Annotated in this window: 15 protein-coding genes and 1 riboswitch; of the genes, 12 read left to right on the forward strand and 3 right to left on the reverse strand. The window is 66.7% G+C overall.

The window, feature by feature from the left end:
- The first annotated feature begins 60 nt into the window (after nt 1-60).
- On the forward strand, nt 61-444 hold the full coding sequence (locus WM2015_RS12800; RefSeq protein ID WP_156201181.1) for a hypothetical protein: 384 nt from the start codon (nt 61-63) through the stop codon (nt 442-444).
- 111 nt (nt 445-555) lie between these two features.
- A complete protein-coding gene (locus tag WM2015_RS12805; RefSeq protein ID WP_049726415.1) occupies nt 556-1059 on the forward strand; it encodes a c-type cytochrome in 504 nt (167 codons plus the stop codon).
- Here the strand turns inward: WM2015_RS12805 and WM2015_RS12810 are convergent.
- A complete protein-coding gene (locus WM2015_RS12810) occupies nt 1035-1640 on the reverse strand; it encodes an acyl carrier protein phosphodiesterase (RefSeq protein ID WP_049726416.1) in 606 nt (201 codons plus the stop codon). The two genes, WM2015_RS12805 and WM2015_RS12810, sit on opposite strands and share 25 nt — an antisense overlap.
- 79 nt (nt 1641-1719) lie before the next feature.
- Here WM2015_RS12810 and WM2015_RS12815 point away from each other — a divergent pair, with 79 nt between their 5' ends.
- Entirely contained in the window at nt 1720-2376 is a 657-nt protein-coding gene (locus WM2015_RS12815; RefSeq protein WP_245609770.1) for an alpha/beta hydrolase, read from the forward strand.
- A gap of 16 nt (nt 2377-2392) precedes the next feature.
- Nucleotides 2393-3490: a cell division protein ZapE gene (gene zapE, locus WM2015_RS12820; protein ID WP_049726418.1), complete on the forward strand. Its 1098-nt coding sequence runs from the start codon at nt 2393-2395 to the stop codon at nt 3488-3490.
- Nucleotides 3491-3511: 21 nt separating this feature from the next.
- Here zapE and WM2015_RS12825 read toward each other — a convergent pair whose 3' ends face one another.
- Nucleotides 3512-4135 carry a TetR/AcrR family transcriptional regulator gene (locus WM2015_RS12825; protein WP_049726419.1) on the reverse strand — a complete coding sequence of 208 codons (624 nt, stop codon included), beginning with the start codon at nt 4133-4135 and terminating at the stop codon, nt 3512-3514.
- Between the two features lie 125 nt (nt 4136-4260).
- Here WM2015_RS12825 and WM2015_RS12830 point away from each other — a divergent pair, with 125 nt between their 5' ends.
- From WM2015_RS12830 to WM2015_RS12865, 8 genes are all read left to right on the forward strand, one after another.
- The gene (locus tag WM2015_RS12830) at nt 4261-5148 is read left to right on the forward strand and encodes an alpha/beta fold hydrolase (RefSeq protein WP_082169731.1); all 888 of its coding nucleotides are present in this window, start codon (nt 4261-4263) and stop codon (nt 5146-5148) included.
- A complete protein-coding gene (locus tag WM2015_RS12835; RefSeq protein ID WP_049726420.1) occupies nt 5145-7640 on the forward strand; it encodes an acyl-CoA dehydrogenase in 2496 nt (831 codons plus the stop codon). Before WM2015_RS12830 ends, WM2015_RS12835 begins: the two co-directional genes overlap by 4 nt.
- Nucleotides 7641-7711: 71 nt before the next feature.
- A riboswitch (cobalamin riboswitch) is annotated at nt 7712-7951 on the forward strand.
- A gap of 111 nt (nt 7952-8062) precedes the next feature.
- Nucleotides 8063-9847 carry a TonB-dependent receptor domain-containing protein gene (locus WM2015_RS12840; RefSeq protein ID WP_169751175.1) on the forward strand — a complete coding sequence of 595 codons (1785 nt, stop codon included), beginning with the start codon at nt 8063-8065 and terminating at the stop codon, nt 9845-9847.
- 42 nt (nt 9848-9889) lie between these two features.
- Nucleotides 9890-10888 carry an FAD:protein FMN transferase gene (locus tag WM2015_RS12845; RefSeq protein ID WP_049726422.1) on the forward strand — a complete coding sequence of 333 codons (999 nt, stop codon included), beginning with the start codon at nt 9890-9892 and terminating at the stop codon, nt 10886-10888.
- Nucleotides 10889-10948: 60 nt separating this feature from the next.
- Complete coding sequence (locus tag WM2015_RS12850; RefSeq protein ID WP_049726423.1) at nt 10949-12733, forward strand: GGDEF domain-containing protein; 1785 nt, start codon at nt 10949-10951, stop codon at nt 12731-12733.
- Nucleotides 12730-13512, forward strand: a complete 783-nt coding sequence (locus WM2015_RS12855) for an SAM-dependent methyltransferase (protein WP_049726424.1) — start codon at nt 12730-12732, stop codon at nt 13510-13512. Before WM2015_RS12850 ends, WM2015_RS12855 begins: the two co-directional genes overlap by 4 nt.
- A 78-nt stretch (nt 13513-13590) precedes the next feature.
- Nucleotides 13591-13806, forward strand: coding sequence for a hypothetical protein (locus tag WM2015_RS12860; protein WP_049726425.1), 216 nt, complete (start codon nt 13591-13593; stop codon nt 13804-13806).
- Nucleotides 13807-13825: 19 nt separating this feature from the next.
- Complete coding sequence (locus tag WM2015_RS12865; RefSeq protein ID WP_169751176.1) at nt 13826-15565, forward strand: GGDEF domain-containing protein; 1740 nt, start codon at nt 13826-13828, stop codon at nt 15563-15565.
- Nucleotides 15566-15569: 4 nt separating this feature from the next.
- On the opposite strand, the gene WM2015_RS12870 is transcribed toward WM2015_RS12865, so the two are convergent.
- Entirely contained in the window at nt 15570-16058 is a 489-nt protein-coding gene (locus WM2015_RS12870) for a hypothetical protein (protein ID WP_049726427.1), read from the reverse strand.

The following is a 16058-nucleotide window of genomic DNA, read 5'->3' on the forward strand; positions in this document are numbered from 1 at the left end:
GGGGTACACTAGACCGCCGGCTTGCTGCCGACCTGCCGAACGGAGCTTCGCTTCACCGGAATGATCGTCCGATTTCTTGCATCAATCGTGGCCGGCGCGCTGGTCGGCGGCGCCATCCACGAAGGACTGCTGGCCGGGTTGGCCCTGTTCATGCCCGCCGGCGATCCCCTGCAAGCATTGCTCGAGGACCCGGCGTTCGGCCCTGGCTCCCAGCTTGCCCTGCTGGCGATCTGGACCCTGGTCGTGAGCTGTTCGTCGGCGATGGCGGCGGGCCTGTCGCAGAGTCTGATCGCCGGCTGGGTCTGCGCCGGCCTCTGGCTGGTCCCCATCGGGCTGCTGATCGGGCTCGGTTCATCGCAATCGGAGCTGCTGCTCCCCGCGGCCTTGAGTTGCCTGCTCGGCGCCTTGATCGGCACCCGCCTGCAGGGAAAGGATCGTGGTTGAGGGGGTCTTTCCCGGCCCCGGACTGCGATATACTATGAGTTTGCCCGGCCATGGCTCACCATGGACCGGACGGTTCCTTTGCTTCTAGTCCAGAATTGAGGTTGATCCGGCGTGTCCGAACAGCATGATCGAGAATTTATCAAACGCTTCAGCCTGACGCTGGTAGCGCTCATGGTCTTTACCGTGGTCATCATTTTCGTGGCCCGGGGCATCCACGGTACGATGGAACGCAGTGAAAGCCAGGCGCGCACCGTCGCCAAGCAGGAGCGCATCCTTCCGGTTGCCGGCGTGTATGCCGGGGACACGGGACGCGCCGCTGCCCAGGCCGCCGCAGAGGCCGCTCGCGCCGCCGCACCGGCCGTGGCCTTCGAGGGCTCCCTCGACGGCCAGATGATCTACGACCGCGTCTGCGGCACTTGCCACAATGCCGGCGCCGCTGGCGCACCGCAGCTGATCGCCGCCGCCTGGGACGGTCGCCTGGACAAGGGCCGCGATCAACTGGTGGCCAATGCCATCAACGGGATCAACGCCATGCCCGCGCGCGGCGGCCGCATGGACCTGAGCGACGAGCAGGTCGCCGCTTCGGTGGACTACATGCTCGGCGCCCTCGAGTAAGCATCGCCCCATTCCCCGACCTGCCGCTGCAGGTCGGGGAACAGCTCCAGAAACACCGACTCGATCTCAGGCTCCCAGCCATCCAGGATGTCCAGCCCGCGCCCCAGCGGACTGGGTCGTCCGTGGCGCGCGGCAAGGCCCTGGAAGATCCGCTCCAGCATCGCTCGATCATCGTAGCGCTCCCATAAGCGCTGCCGCTTCGCCCAGCGGCCGAAGCGCACCAGACGCTCCGGCAGGGCCTCCGCGTGCCGTTCGAGCATCCGATCGTTCCGGTTGGCGAAGGCGTTCAGAGGCTCGGGACCGAATAGCGACCAGTGGCGGGTGAGCATGGCATCGAACAGCACGTCGAGCACGATGGGGCCGTAGCGTCGCCAGGCACCTTGCCAGCCCGACCTCAAGGCCACGACCGAAGGATGTCGGTCGCAGGCCGTATCGATGAATCGGTGCAACTCCACTCCCCGGGCCCAGGCCGGCGGCAAGGACTCCAGCGCCAGTCGCCCCTTGACGTGATCGCCGAGAAACGCGCCCAGCCGAAGGCCTTCGCTTTCGCCGGCGAGCACCAGGTGCGCCAGGTGATTCATACAGCTGCATCGCGTCGGGCCAGTACGGTATGATGAGCGCCTCATCGAATTCAGACAAGTTCTGAGGCCCGATTCCAGCGTGCTCGATCCCGATCATTTTCCATCCCGGAACGCCGAGTTCCTGCTCACCGGACCCGCCGGGCACCTGGAGTGCCTGAGCGAAATGCCGGAGCCCGAGCTCGAGCGCCCGGCGACCGCGGTCCTCTGCCATCCGCACCCGCTGCACGGGGGCACGATGCGCAACAAGGTGGTCACGATCATGGAGCGCTCCCTGCGCGAACTCGGCCTGGCCACCGTGCGTTTCAATTACCGGGGCGTCGGGGAGAGCCAGGGCGAATACGATGACGGCAACGGCGAGGTCGAAGACCTTAAGGCCGTGGTCGAATGGGCAATGCGCCATCGCCCGGGCACGGACCTCTGGCTGGGAGGCTTTTCCTTCGGCGCCTACATCACCCTTCGCGCGTCCCAGGATCTGCCGGTGCGGCAGCTGATCAGCATCGCACCGCCCGTCGAGCGCTACGGTTTCGACCAGCTGCAGCCGCCGAGCTGCCCCTGGCTGGTGGTGCAGGGCGACGAGGACGAGGTCGTCTCCTCCGACGCCGTGGAACACTGGGCCAACGGCCTCGACCAGGGCCCGGATCTGGTCATGATGGAAGGCGCCGGCCATTTCTTCCATCGCCGGCTGATGGATCTGCGCGGCCTGATCAAGAACCACGTCCAGTCCAACCTGCCCTGACCGGGGCCATCCGCTTTTGTCCTCATCGAACCCGATCGGTCCGCTGGCTCAGTACCGAGCTCGAATCGAGCGTGGGGAACTGATCCCCGACCCCCGCCAGGAGGCTCTGGCCGGGATCCTGGAGGAGCGCTACCGGCAGCTCCTGCAGCCGCCCAGGCGCTGGTGGGAAGCCTGGCGACCCCGCCGGAGCCCGGTCCGTGGGCTCTATCTGCACGGTCGCGTCGGTCGTGGCAAGACCATGCTGATGGACCTGCTGGCCAGCAGCCTGGACCAGGCCGGCGTGCCGGTCTGGCGCATCCACTTCCACCGCTTCATGACGCACGTCCATGACCGACTGGCCGAGCTGGATCGGCAGCGCAACCCGCTGGAGAAGGTGGCCGCGGCAATCGCGGCGCGGGCCCGCGTGCTGTGCTTCGACGAGTTCCACGTCGACGACATCGGTGACGCGATGATCCTGGGAGAGCTCATCCAGCAACTGGCGGAAAGGGACGTGGTGCTGGTCGCCACCAGCAATACGGAACCCAAGAATCTGTATGCCGATGGCCTGCAGAGGGCGCGCTTTCTGCCGGCCATCGAGCTGATCGAGAAGAACTGCGACGTCATGTCCCTCGATGCGCGGGAAGACTATCGTTTGCGCGAGCTGTCCCGACACCCGGTCTATCGCTGGCCCGCCGACGAGTTCGCGCAGCAGGAACTCGAGCGCGAATTCCGCACTCTGGCGGCCGGCGAAGCGGTCAGCACTGCGGCCCTGAAGGTACGAAACCGCAGCCTGCAACCCCTGCGGCGTGCCGGTTCGCTCGCCTGGTTCGAATTCTCGACCCTCTGCGACGGCCCCCGCGCCAGCGCCGACTACATCGAACTGGCCCGACGGTTCAGCACCCTGATGATCAGCAATGTCCGACAAATGGATGACAGCGACAACGATGCGGCTCGGCGATTCATCCACCTGGTGGACGAGTGCTACGACCGGGCGGTCAAGCTGATCGTGATCGCCGAGGCCTCACCGGAGGCCCTGTACCTCGGTCGCAGGCTGGCCGCGCCCTTCGAACGCACCGTCTCCCGGCTGATCGAGATGCAGAGCCACGACTACCTCGCCCGCCCGCACCAGCCCTGATCGGCCCGGTGGGCTGGGCCTTCAGGCCTCGTCGCTGGAGGGACTGGGATGGTCGAGGTCGACCAGGGTCTCGATGACGTGCCCCACGTAATGCTCGAAGGCCGGATCGTCCTTGTCCGGCACCAGGCCCTGAGCCTGGAGATGCAGGTACCCCACGTAGGAGGAGTACACCAGATTCGCGCGGTGGCCGGCCGACTCCGGGCTCAGGCCCAGCTCGGCGAAGGCCGCCGTCAGGTACTTGATCCGGCGAGCCGTGACGCGCTTGATGACCGGGCCGATCCGTTCGTCGTTCGGCATCGCGCAGAGCGCCACGTAGATCCGGTGGGTCAGGGTCTGACGGCTGGTCCGCCAGACGAATTCGGCAAGGCGCTCGGCCGGGCGAGAACCGGAGGTCAGGCTCTGCTGGAGGTGGTAACGATCCTGATTCTCCCAGCGGGCCAGAGCCCGCTCGAGCAGGTCGTCCCGGCCGGAGAAGTGCCAGTAGAAGCTGCCCTTGGTGATCCCCAGGCGCCGGGCCAGCGGCTCCACGCCCAACGCACTGAGACCCTGATCGGCAATCAATTCCAGCGCCGCCTGTTCCCAGTCGCCCGGGGTCAGGGTCACGCGTTCGGCATTCGGTCGCTTGTCGGGACTGGCTTTACTCATGGGCTGGCATCATACTCGTTCACGCAGGTCGGTATCGGGGGCGATTCAGGGCTTGCATCGACACCCTCTCGATCCAATCTGTACCATGATTGACTAATAGAAAGGGTAACCCCATACTCTGCCGTATGGAAGCAGTTCGAAAACTCAATGACGACATTCGCCGGCGCCAGATCTGGACCGACGACGGAATCCGTCTGAGCCTGCGCTACTACGGAGACGATCGCGCGCCGATCGTGCTCATGGCCCACGGCTTCGGCCAGACCCAGTACGCCTGGGAAGAAACCGGTCGTCGCCTGGCCGCCGCCGGCTGGCAGGCCGTCAGCTACGATGCCCGCGGCCACGGCGAGAGCGATCGCGCGCCGAGCGGCGAGTACGACTTCGAACAATTCATCGAAGATTTCCGTCGCGTCTGCGATTCCCTGCCCAATCCGCCCATCGTCATCGGCGCCTCAATGGGGGGACTCACCGCCCTGCTCGCCCACTCGGAAAAGCCCAAGGTCGACCTGAAGGCGCTCGTGCTGGTGGATATCGCACCGCGCTGGGACGAACGTGGCGTCAGCGCGATGCTCGCCTTCATGCGCCAGCATCCGCAGGGATTTGCCACCCTCGATGAAGCGGCCGAGGCGATCCGAGGCTTCCTGCCGCATCGGCGCCGGAACGGCGGCAGCAGTTCCAGCCTGAACCGGAACCTTCGTCAGGCCAGCGACGGTCGCTGGTACTGGCACTGGGACCCCGCCATGCTGGCCCTGGCCGAAAAGAGCAGCAACCTGCAGTCGCGCCTGCAGTCGGCCAGCCGCCGCCTGAAATCCCCGGCCCTGCTGGTGACCGGCGGCATGAGCGAACTGATCGGCGCCGAGCACGCCGAAGAGTTCCTGAAACTCGCACCGCACGCCGAGCACGCCGAGGTGGCCGATGCCGCCCACATGGTGGCCGGTGATGCCAACGACCGATTCCTGGGCGCCATCATGCCCTTCCTCAAGAAGCAGGCCCAGAAAGGAGAGAAAACCTCATGATGATCGCATTGTTCTTCGCGGCGCTGGCCGTGGCGGGTCTGGCTTGCGCCTATTTCAAGACGGCCATCCCGGTCTGGACCGGCGTGATCGGCGCCGTTCTGCTCACCTTCTCCCTGGCCGGCGAGCCTGGACCGATCCTGCTCGTGCTGTCCTGGCTGATCTTCGCGGCCGTGACCGTGCCGCTGAATTACCTGCCGTGGCGTCGTCAGTTCCTCACCGGGCCGATCCTGGACACCTTCAAGACCATGGTGCCGCAGATCTCCGAGACCGAGCAGGTGGCCCTGGACGCGGGCACCGTCGGCTTCGAAGGTGAGCTGTTCTCCGGCCGCCCGCGCTGGTCGCGATTCATCAAGCAGCCCCTGCACGAGCTGACCGTCGAGGAACAGGCCTTCATCGACGGCCCCGTCGAAGAACTCTGCGACATGATCGACGAGTGGGAAGTCTCCCACTACCGCGCTGGCCTGTCGGAGAAGGCCTGGGAGCACCTGAAGTCCAAGGGCTTCTTCGGCATGATCATTCCCAAGGAATACGGTGGCCTGGGCTTCAGCGCCGTTGCCCACCGCGCGGTGCTCGAGAAAGTGGCCGGCATCAGCTCCACCGTGGGCTCGGTGGTCGCGGTACCGAACTCCCTCGGCCCGGCCGAGCTGCTGCTGCACTACGGCACCCAGGAGCAGAAGGAGCACTACCTGCCGCGCCTGGCAGACGGCCGTGAAATTCCCTGTTTCGGCCTGACGTCCACCACGGCAGGCTCCGATGCCACCTCCATTGCCGACCATGGCGTGGTCTGCAAGGGCAAATGGAACGGCAAGAACGTCGTCGGCATCAAGCTCAACTTCGAGAAGCGCTACATCACCCTGGCGCCCGTCGCCACCGTGGTCGGCCTGGCCTTCCGCCTGTACGACCCCGAGGGTCTGATCGGCGACAAGGAAGACATCGGCATCACCCTGGCCCTGCTGCCCTCTGACCTGCCGGGCCTGGACATCGGCCGCCGCCACTTCCCGTTGAACAACCCCTTCCCGAACGGACCGATCCGCGGCAAGGACCTGTTCATCCCGCTCGACTTCCTGCTCGGCGGCGAGGAGTACATCGGTCAGGGCTGGCGCATGCTGGTCGAATCCCTGTCCGTGGGGCGTGCCATCTCCCTGCCCTCCTCGGCCACCGGCGGCGCGAAGTCCGCGGCCCTGGCCACGGGTGCCTACGCGCGCATCCGCAAGCAGTTCAACCTGCCGATCGGCCGCTTCGAGGGGGTCGAAGAAGCCCTGGCTCGGATCGCCGGCTACACCTATGCGATGAGCGCCCTGAGCCGCCAGACGGCCTCGGCGGTCGACGACGGCGAGAAGCCGGCCGTGCCCGGCGCGATCGCCAAGTACCACGCCACCGAGATGAGCCGCGAAGTCATCAAGGACGCGATGGACGTCCACGGCGGCAAGGGCATCATCCTGGGCCCGAAGAACTATCTCGGCCGCGCCTGGCAGGGTGCCCCGATCTGGATCACCGTCGAAGGTGCCAACATCCTGACCCGCTCGATGATGATCTTCGGCCAGGGTGCGATCCGCTGCCACCCCTACGTGCTCAAGGAGCTGGAGTCGATCAGCATCGAGGACGAAGAAGAGCGGCTGGTCGAATTCGACCGTCTGCTCGTCTCGCACGTCGGTCACAGCATCTCCTGTGCTGTCCGCTCCTTCGTGCTGGGCCTGAGCTTCGCGCGCTTCGCCGCCGTGCCCGGCGATCGCCGCACGCGCCAGTACTACCGCAAGCTGACCCGCTATTCCGCGGCCTTCGCCCTGCTCGCCGACGTCGCCATGCTGACCTACGGTGGCAAGTTGAAGCAGAAGGAAAAGATCTCCGGACGCCTGGCCGACGTCCTCAGCCAGCTCTACATCTGCTCGGCCATGCTGCGCCGCTTCGAACACGATGCACGCCCAGCCGCCGATCAGCCGATCCTGGCCTGGGCCTTCCATGACGCGATCTACAAGATCCAGCATGCGATGCGCGGGGTGATCGACAACTACCCCCTGGCCTGGGTTCGTCCCCTGCTGCGCTTCGTCGTCTTCCCCCTCGGTCGCGTCGAGCGTGCTCCGAACGACCGCCTGGGCCACAAGGTGGCGTCCCTGCTGCTCTCGCCCTCGGAGACCCGCAATCGCCTGACCCGCGGCATCTACATCTCCGACCGCAGCGGCCACCCGATCGGCGTCATGGAGAAGCTGCTCCCGGACGTGATCGCCGCCGAACCCCTGGAGCGCAAGATGCTCAAGGCCCAGCGCGCTGGCCAGATCAAGGGCCTGACCTTCGAGGAACAGGTCGCCGACGCGGTGGACAAGCAGGTCCTCAGCGAGAACGAACGCGACTTCCTGATGGACGTCCGCAAGCGCACGCTCGAGATCATCTCCGTGGACGACTTCGACCTTGCCGAAATCCAGGCCGGCTTCAGCGAACGGGGCGATGCTGCCCGCGCCGAAGGCCGCAAGACCGGCAAGAAGAAGGCCGCCTGAGACATTTCAAGCACCCCGGGCCGGCGAAGGCCGGTCCGGGGTATACTCCCCCGCGGTCACGCCAGCCGGTGTGACCTGAACTCGCGACAGGTGCCCGTGCAGTCGACGCTGACCGGGTGAAACGGGAAGCCGGTGTCAATCCGGCGCTGCCCCCGCAACTGTGACCGAGTCGGACGGCCTGAGCGCCGCCCGACGTTCGCCCAAGCCACTCGGCCCGAGCCGGGGAAGGCGCGAACTCGATCCCTCATCGAATCTCGATGACCCCGGAGTCGATCGGAAGCCAGGAGACCGGCCTGCCGCACCAAGCCAACGGGTTGCGGTGGGCAACGGCAGGCAGGCTCCGGCGCCGTTCCATGCCCCGGAGCCCGCATGCTCTCCCTCCAGCCCAGCCACAAGCGCGGGTGAGCGCGGGAGCACGACACATGATCCATCCTTCATTTCTTCGGCACTTGCTGGCCCTGGCCGCGCTGCTGTCGAGCGCCGAGACGCTGGCCGACGCGATCGAGGCCAGCGATACCCTGGTCGTCACGGCCACGCGTTCGGAGCAGGGCCTGAACGACAGCCTGGCCCCGATCAGCGTGATCGATCGCGACGACATCGAACGCAGCCAGGCGCCCGATCTGTTCGAGCTTCTGCGCCTGGAAGCCGGCGTCGACATCGCCCGGGCGGGCGGACCAGGCGGACAGACCAGCCTGTTCCTGCGAGGCAGCAACTCCAACCACGTGCTGGTGCTGATCGATGGCGTTCGGGTCGCCTCGGCCGCCACCGGCGCCTTCGCCTGGGAAAACCTCGACCCCGCCCTGATCGAGCGAATCGAGATCGTTCGTGGCCCACGCGCCGCGCGCTGGGGCTCGGACGCCATCGGCGGCGTGATCCAGATCTTCACCCGCCGGGCCGAAGCCGCGGAACTGCGCGCCGGGCTGGGCAGCCATGGCGACCGGCGAGTTTCCGCCGCTCTGGGCGGCGAGCGCTGGCGCTTCGCTGCCTCCTGGCGAAGGAACGATGGCTTTTCGTCCCAGAACCCGGACGGTTTCGCCTTCGATCCCGATGACGACGGCGTCGAACAGCGCGGCGCCACGGTGGCGACGAATCTGCCATTGGGGGACGGGCGTCTCGAGCTGCACGGCCGCGTGCAGGACGGACGGCTCGAATTCGATCAGGGCGAGTCCGACATCCAGAGCTACTCCGGCGGACTGGACTACCACCAGGACTCCAACGGCCCCTGGCGCTTCGACGCCCACCTGCTCGGCGCGCGCGAACGGCTCGAAACGACGACCGCCTTCGGCGAGTCCGACATCGTCACCCGGCGCGTGCAGCTGGGCCTGCAAGCCGAGCGCGAGCTGCGCGCCGGGCTGGACTGGATGGTCGGTGTCGACGGCTGGCAGGAGGACGGAGTCCTGCGCGGCAGCTGGCGCGAGGATCGGCATACGTTCGGCGTCTGGACCGGCCTGGATGGCGGCCTTGGCGACCTGGACATCGAAACCGCCCTGCGCCTGGACCGCGATCAGCGCTTCGGCTCCGAACTGACCGGGAACCTCGCCCTCGGCTGGCGGCTCGGCGAGGGGTTTCGCCTTCAGGGCAGTGTCGGACGCAGTTTCCGCGCGCCGAATTTCAATCAGCTCTACTCCCCCGGCTTCGACGGCCTGTTTGCCGGCAATCCGGAGCTGGCGCCCGAAACCGCCGAGGCGATCGAACTCGGCCTGAGCTGGCAGCCTGCCGACGGGCAGCAGCTCCAGCTGAACCTCTTCGAAACCCGCATCGACGACCTGATCGACTTCAGTGGCCCGGACTTCCAGGCCATCAATATCCGCCGTGCCCGCATCCGCGGTCTGGAGATCAGCCACCGAGTCGAGCACGGCCCCTGGATCGCCGCGAGTCAGGTCACCTGGCAGGAGCCGGAGGACCGCGACAGCGGCCTGCGCCTGCTCAGACGGGCAAAGACCAAGGCCGCGGTCCAGATCGACCGCCGGCTGGCCGGCGGGGGATGGTGGGGCCTCGAAGTGCTCTACACGAGCGCGCGTATCGATGTCGCACAGGCCCGTCTGGATGCGCACACCCTGATCAACCTGCGCGCGGGTCTGCCGCTCGGTGAGCAGTGGCGTCTGGAAGGGCGAATCGACAATGTCGGCGACCGGGACTACGATCCCCTGATCGGTTTCAACGCGCCCGGCCGCACCGGCCACCTGGCCCTGCGCTGGACGCCCTGAGCAAGGACTGAGCGCATCGACAGGCAGACGCTTTCACGAACAGTGCGCCGGGGGCCGGCAGCCTTCACGCTGCTGGCCCTGTTGCTCTGTGCTTGCTCGGCGCCCGAGCCCGCCGTCGAACGCGCCCGCTTTCTGGTCTTCGGCACCGAGGTCGAGGTGCAGATCCGTGGTTCGGACCCGGACCGGACCGCCATTGCCTTCGCAGAGCTGGGCGCCGAGTTCCAGCGCATGCACCGCGATTGGCACCCCTGGGCGCCCGGCGCCCTGACCCGCCTGAACGCCGCGCTGACCACCGGAAGCTGGGTCGCCGACGTCGACGCGGACCTGCTGCGCCTGATCGAGGTCAGCCGAAGCCTCGAGCAGCGCACCGGGGGTCGATTCAATGCCGGCATCGGCGCGCTGGTTTCCCTGTGGGGCTTCCACACCTCCGACTACCCGATCACCAGCCCGCCGCCGAGCGCGGAGGCCATCCGCGCCCTGAGCGCCAAGGCGCCCTCGCTGCTCGAACTGGACATCGACGGCGGCCGCGTTCGCAGCCCGAATCCGGCGCTGCAGCTCGACTTCAGTGGCATCGCCAAGGGCATGGCGGGACGGCTCGCCTGCGAACGCCTGGCCGTGCTCGATCTTGACGATGCCCTGATCAATCTGGGCGGCGACGTGGTCATCTGTGCACCCGGCCGTCCCTGGCGCATCGCCATCAGCGATCGAGGCGAAGGGCTGCTCGAAGTTCGCAGCCTGAGCGGCCCGCTGGCGATCTTCACCTCGGGCAACGACCAGCGCTGGGGAGAATGGCAGGGAGAGCGCTATGCGCACATCCTGGACCCCAGTACAGGGCAGCCCGTCGACCATGTCATGCAGGCCACGGTGATCGATCGCGACCCGATCCTCGCCGATGCCGCCGCCACCGCGCTGGTCGTTGCCGGGCCGGACTGGAAAGCGCTGGCCAGCGATCTGGCGCTGGATCAGGTGCTGGTCATCGACGCCGAAGGCCAGGTCCATCGAGCCGAATCGCCCACCACGCCCGGGCCGCCCCCGGACTGATTGCGTCCTTGCAGGCGAAAGGGTAAGGTCGTGAGAGGAATATCTGACCGGTCTCGATCCTTGCCCACCCGCTCGAACCTGATCTCAAGCCCGGTACGCCTCGATCGCTCGGGCATTCTGATGGCCCTGGGCTGGCTGCTCTGTATCGGGCCCATGGTGGCGCTGGCCGACTCGGAAGACCTGCTCGATCAGCGCCTGGACGCCGCCGAGCGCCTGAACGCGTCCTCGCACTGGCGATCCGGACGCGCCGTTCTCGAGAGCATCGAACCGGACCTGGCTCGCGCCAGCCCCGAGCAGCGCAACGCATACGATCTTTCCCTGGCCCGGAATCTGGCCCTCAGCGGCGCCTCGGCGGCGGGGCTGGAACTGATCGACCAGGTACTGGACCGCAATCCCCGGATCGAGATTCGCCTGCGCGCCCTGTGGTTGGCAACCAACCTGGCCATGAGCGAGCGCAGCCACCATCGCGCCTTCAACTACGCGCAGGAAGGGTTGGCGCTGATCCCCCGGGTCGACGATCCGGCCACCCGGGCCGGCATTCTCGGCGTCGCCGGCCTGCTCTATGCCGAAGCCGGCGAGTTCGAGCAGGGCATCGAAATGATCCAGCGCGGCGTCGACGCGGCCATGGAGGCCCCGCCGGACCCACAGGAAAGCACGCGCTGCATCGCGGCCTCGCGTCTCGCCAAGGCAATGCGCCTCGGCAGCGACTGGCAGGGCGCCATGGACGCCGCGGAACGGGCGCTCGTGCACTGCAGGGAGGAAAGCAATGGCCACTTCATCGCCTCGCTGGAAAGCGAGATCGGGGAAATCCTGCTGCAGCAGGGTCGCCTCGACGAGGCCGAACCCTGGCTGGAACGCGCTCGTCAACGCCAGCAGGACATCGGTCATCGGGGCGGCCTGCTGCTGACACGGCTGAGACTGGCGGAACTGGCGCTGGGTCATGATCGGGACAGCGATGCCGAGGCCTGGGTGGACGGGATCGTCGACTTCTTCCGTGAAGCCCGGGATTGGGAACGAAAGGCCCGCGCCCATCGTGTCCTGGCGGACATCGAAGAACATCGAGGTAACTACGAAGAGGCCGTGGAGCAGCTACGGCGCAGCAGCGTGGCCCTGGAACGCTTCCACGCCCGCGAGCGGACGCGCCGAGTCGCCTTCCTGGAGGCCCGCTTCGACCGGGACCGGCAGCGGCGGGAACTGGCGCTGCTCGAAGAGCAGGCCCGGGCGAGTCGGCTGGAGCAGAGCAGCACCGATCAGCAGGCGTCCCTGCGCCTGGCCGTTCAGTCCGGTGGCAGCCTGCTGATCGCCGCGCTGGCCTGGATGCTGTTCCGGACCACGCGACAGCGACGCCACTTCCGGGCCCTGTCCCGCTCGGACAGCCTGACCGGCCTGCTCGATCACACGGCCTTCTTCGATACCGCCGATGAAGCGCTGCAGCACAGCATGCAGAAGCGGCAAGGCTTCGTGCTGGTCATTGCCGACATCGACCATTTCAAACGCATCAACGACAGCCATGGCCATCTGGCCGGTGATCGCGTGCTTCGCCGGATTTCCGGGCTGCTGCGCGATCTCTTCCCGACCCCGGCCCTGCTCGGACGCATCGGCGGCGAGGAATTCGCCATCGCCCTGCAGGACTGCACGACCGAGCAGGCTCGCTCCATGATCCAGGCCTTCCAGAATCGCGTCCGCCTGGCCCACTCGGAAGACCGGGCCTTTCGCGTGACGATGAGCTTCGGCCTGGCCGAATTCGATGGCCTCGAGTCCCTCGAGCAGCTCCGACGTCGTACCGATGCCGCGCTCTACCGCGCCAAGCAGACCGGCCGCGATCGCCTCGTGGTCGCCGAGTGAACCGCTCTCCCGAGCTGGTCATCGTTGGCAGCGGCATCCAGCTGGGCCGCCATATGAGCCCGCGCTCGATCTCCGAATTCGAAAGCGCCGACGCCGTCTTCGCCCTCGCCGATCCCTTCACTTTCCAGTGGCTGCAATCCCGACGGCCCGAGCTGGTCAATCTGTCCGAGCTCTACGCCGACGACCGGGATCGACGGGAAACCTACGAGGCCATGACCGAGCGCCTGCTCGCGCCCCTCGGCCGTGGCGAATCCGTCTGCGCGGTGTTCTACGGGCATCCGGGTGTCTTTGCCTGCGTTCCCCATCGCGCCATCGAGCGGGCCCGGCACCTCGGCCATGTCGCTCGCATGGAGCCGGGCATCTCGGCCGAAGACTGCCTGGTGGCCGATCTGGGTCTCGATCCCGGCGAACGGGGCATGCTGGCCTGCGAGGCCACACAATTCCTGATCAATCAGCGTGAGGCCGATCCCAGCGCCCTGTTGATCCTCTGGCAGGTGACCCTGACCGGCAACCTGGACTGCATCGGCTTCGAGGCGCATCCGCCGAGCCTGGAACTGCTGGTCGGCAAGCTGGCACGCTGGTACCCGCTCGAGACCGAAGTCATCCTTTACGAGGCCGCGCGTCTGCCCATCGAGCCGTTTCGCGCTGATCGCCTGCCGCTCGCGGACCTGCCCCGGGCCGGATTCAAGGAATGGACCACCCTGGTGATTCCTCCGATCAAGGCACTGGAGCTCGATGAGGCCATGGTGCGCCAGCTTCGCCGGATCAGATCGCTATAATCGAACGGTTCCGGCTGCCGCCGGGATCGCCAAGGGGGCAGGGCGAACCACTGACCCATTCAAGAAGGGAGAACCATCATGGCGAGCAGACTGGCAGAGCTTCTCAAGGAGCTGGGGCAGAACGCAGAGCTTCACGATGAGTACGTCAAGGATCCGGAAGGGGTCATGCAGCGCTACGACATGAGCAAGGAGGAGATCAAGGCCATGCTCGACAAGGACGTCAAGAAGCTCGAGGAATTGAGCGGCCTCGACGGACTGAAAGCCAATGGCATCGTCCGGGCCCACGACATCTGACGCCGTGAGCGGGCGATGCTTGATCATCGCCATCCTGGTCACGCTGCTCGGCGTGACCGGGACCCTTGCCGCGCCCTGGGCCAGGGCGTCGCAAGGGGACTTCGAGGCCCGCCTGAACGAGGCCGCGGAGCTGAACATCACTGCGCCCTGGCGCGAATCCCAGGCCGTGCTGGACGAGTTGCGACCTCGACTGGCCGAGGCCACGATCGAACAGCGGGCTCGCTTCGAGCTCATCGAGGCGCGCAATCTGATCCTGGCCGGCGATTTCGAAGCGGGCCTGGCTCGCATCGACCAACTGCTCGAACAGCCGATCCCCACCGCCCAGGTGCTTCGAGCGAGAACGCTCGGCGCCAATGCCGCCATCGTCTCTCGCCGCTACAACCGGGGCTTCGAACTGCTCAATGCGGCGCTGGCCATGCCCGGGCTCGAACAGTACGAGCAACTCGCCAGTGAGCTCCTGAGCCTCGCTTCCTATGCCTACGCCCTCGTCGGCCAGCCGGAACTGGGCCTCGAGTACGGCTATCGGGCGATCGATCTGGCCCGGGAACACGACACCGAGCGAGGACTCTGTGTCGTGCAGCAACGCATGGGTTTCAACAACAAGATCATCGGGCGCTACGAGCAGGCCCGGCACCACTATGAAAGTGGCCTGGAAGCCTGCGAAGACACCAATGACGAACTGGTCAGCGGCATCATCCAGTACTCCCTGGCCGATCTGCTACGACTGGACGGCGACCTGGAAGGCGCCCGCGCCCTTTTCGAGCAGGCCCTTCCCCGCATGGAAGCTACCGGCTTTCCCAATGGCATCGCCGAAGCTCGACTCTATTGGGCCCGCCTCGAGAACGAATTGGGCAACGACGAGAAGGTCACCGAGCTGGTCACCCCGGCGCTGAGCGCCTTTACCGAGTCCCAGGCCTGGGACTACCTCGCCGAGGCCCACCAGCTGCTCGGCGAAGTCGCGATCCGCGCCGGCCGCCACGCGGAGGCGCTGGAACACTTCGAGGCGCGTCTCGCTGCCAATCAGGAATTCCAGGACCTGGACCGCAACCGCCGCCTCGCCTATCTGGAGGTCGAGTTCGACACCCGCTTCAAGGAGCAGGAAATCGAGCTGCTCAGAGAGCAGACCCGAGTCGCTCAGCTGGAGGCCGAGACGCAACGGCAGAACGCCCGGCTACGCTGGATCAGCGTGATCTTCGGCCTGCTGCTGATTCTCGCCCTGGCGCTCTGGCTGGCCCGCGCGCTGCGCGAGCGGCGCCATTTCCACCGCCTGTCACAGACCGACGGCCTCACCGAGCTCTACAACCACACGCGCTTCTTCGAACTGCTGGAAGAAGCCGCCGCCCGAGTCCGCCGGGACGGCAAGGAGCTGAGCATCGTGCTCGCCGACATCGACCACTTCAAACAGGTCAATGATCGCTTCGGCCACCTGGTCGGTGACGAAGTGCTCAGGCACACGTCCAGGGTGCTGAAGGAGGTCTTCGGCCCATCGGCCCTGATCGGGCGGATCGGCGGCGAAGAGTTCGCGATCGCCCTGCCCGACGCAGGCCTGAGCGAAGCCGCCGAGCGAGTCGAACAGCTTCGCAAGCGCCTGGCCGGGGCCGACCGCCGTCGCACCGACCCGCCCGTTACGCTCAGTTTCGGCCTGGCCAGACTGGAGACCGGGGAAAGCCCGGAGGAAATGCGGATCCGCGCCGATGAGGCCCTCTATCGGGCCAAGAACTCGGGCCGGAACCGCGCTGAATTCGCTCAATCCACCTGAGGACTCAGCCCTTCAGCTTCGCCTCCTTGAACCAGTGGATACGACACTCGAGGCCGCGCGGACTCTTGCCCACGTAGACGAAGTCGATGCCCGGCCAGTTGGGCATCCGTCCCTTCTCGCCGAAGCGCTGGTTCTCGAGTTCCAGCAGCACCCCGATGCAGGGCCAGTCATGCGCTCGTGCGTCCTCTTCCAGCAGCGCCACCGCCTGCTTGAGCAAGCGGAACACGACCAGGGTCTGGCGCCACTCGGGCGCGACGAAACTGCGATAGAAGTAGACCGGCTGGCCGAGCTGCGGTGGATTCTGCGGCACGGCGGTGCACACGGCGGCGACCTTGCCTTCCGGATCACGAGCGAACATCACGACCTGGGCCACGCGCTGGCGGCCCTGGGCCTCGTTGGGCAGGGCCTTGTGCTCGAGCCAGAACGCGATCAGATCGCTCTGATCCTGGGTCGACAACTCCCCCCAGCCACGGTGATAGCTGAACTTCGACAT

This window comes from Wenzhouxiangella marina, assembly GCF_001187785.1.
Lineage (GTDB): Bacteria > Pseudomonadota > Gammaproteobacteria > Xanthomonadales > Wenzhouxiangellaceae > Wenzhouxiangella > Wenzhouxiangella marina.

Bases quoted from the DNA above. Each gene is read 5' to 3' on its own strand.
- WM2015_RS12835 (WP_049726420.1), top strand. From the start codon at position 5,145: ATGATGATCGCATTGTTCTTCGCGGCGCTGGCCGTGGCGGGTCTGGCT.
- WM2015_RS12870 (WP_049726427.1), bottom strand. From the start codon at position 16,058: ATGTCGAAGTTCAGCTATCACCGTGGCTGGGGGGAGTTGTCGACCCAG.
- WM2015_RS12830 (WP_082169731.1), top strand. From the start codon at position 4,261: ATGGAAGCAGTTCGAAAACTCAATGACGACATTCGCCGGCGCCAGATC.
- WM2015_RS12860 (WP_049726425.1), top strand. From the start codon at position 13,591: ATGGCGAGCAGACTGGCAGAGCTTCTCAAGGAGCTGGGGCAGAACGCA.
- WM2015_RS12840 (WP_169751175.1), top strand. From the start codon at position 8,063: ATGATCCATCCTTCATTTCTTCGGCACTTGCTGGCCCTGGCCGCGCTG.
- WM2015_RS12800 (WP_156201181.1), top strand. From the start codon at position 61: ATGATCGTCCGATTTCTTGCATCAATCGTGGCCGGCGCGCTGGTCGGC.
- WM2015_RS12825 (WP_049726419.1), bottom strand. From the start codon at position 4,135: ATGAGTAAAGCCAGTCCCGACAAGCGACCGAATGCCGAACGCGTGACC.
- WM2015_RS12810 (WP_049726416.1), bottom strand. From the start codon at position 1,640: ATGAATCACCTGGCGCACCTGGTGCTCGCCGGCGAAAGCGAAGGCCTT.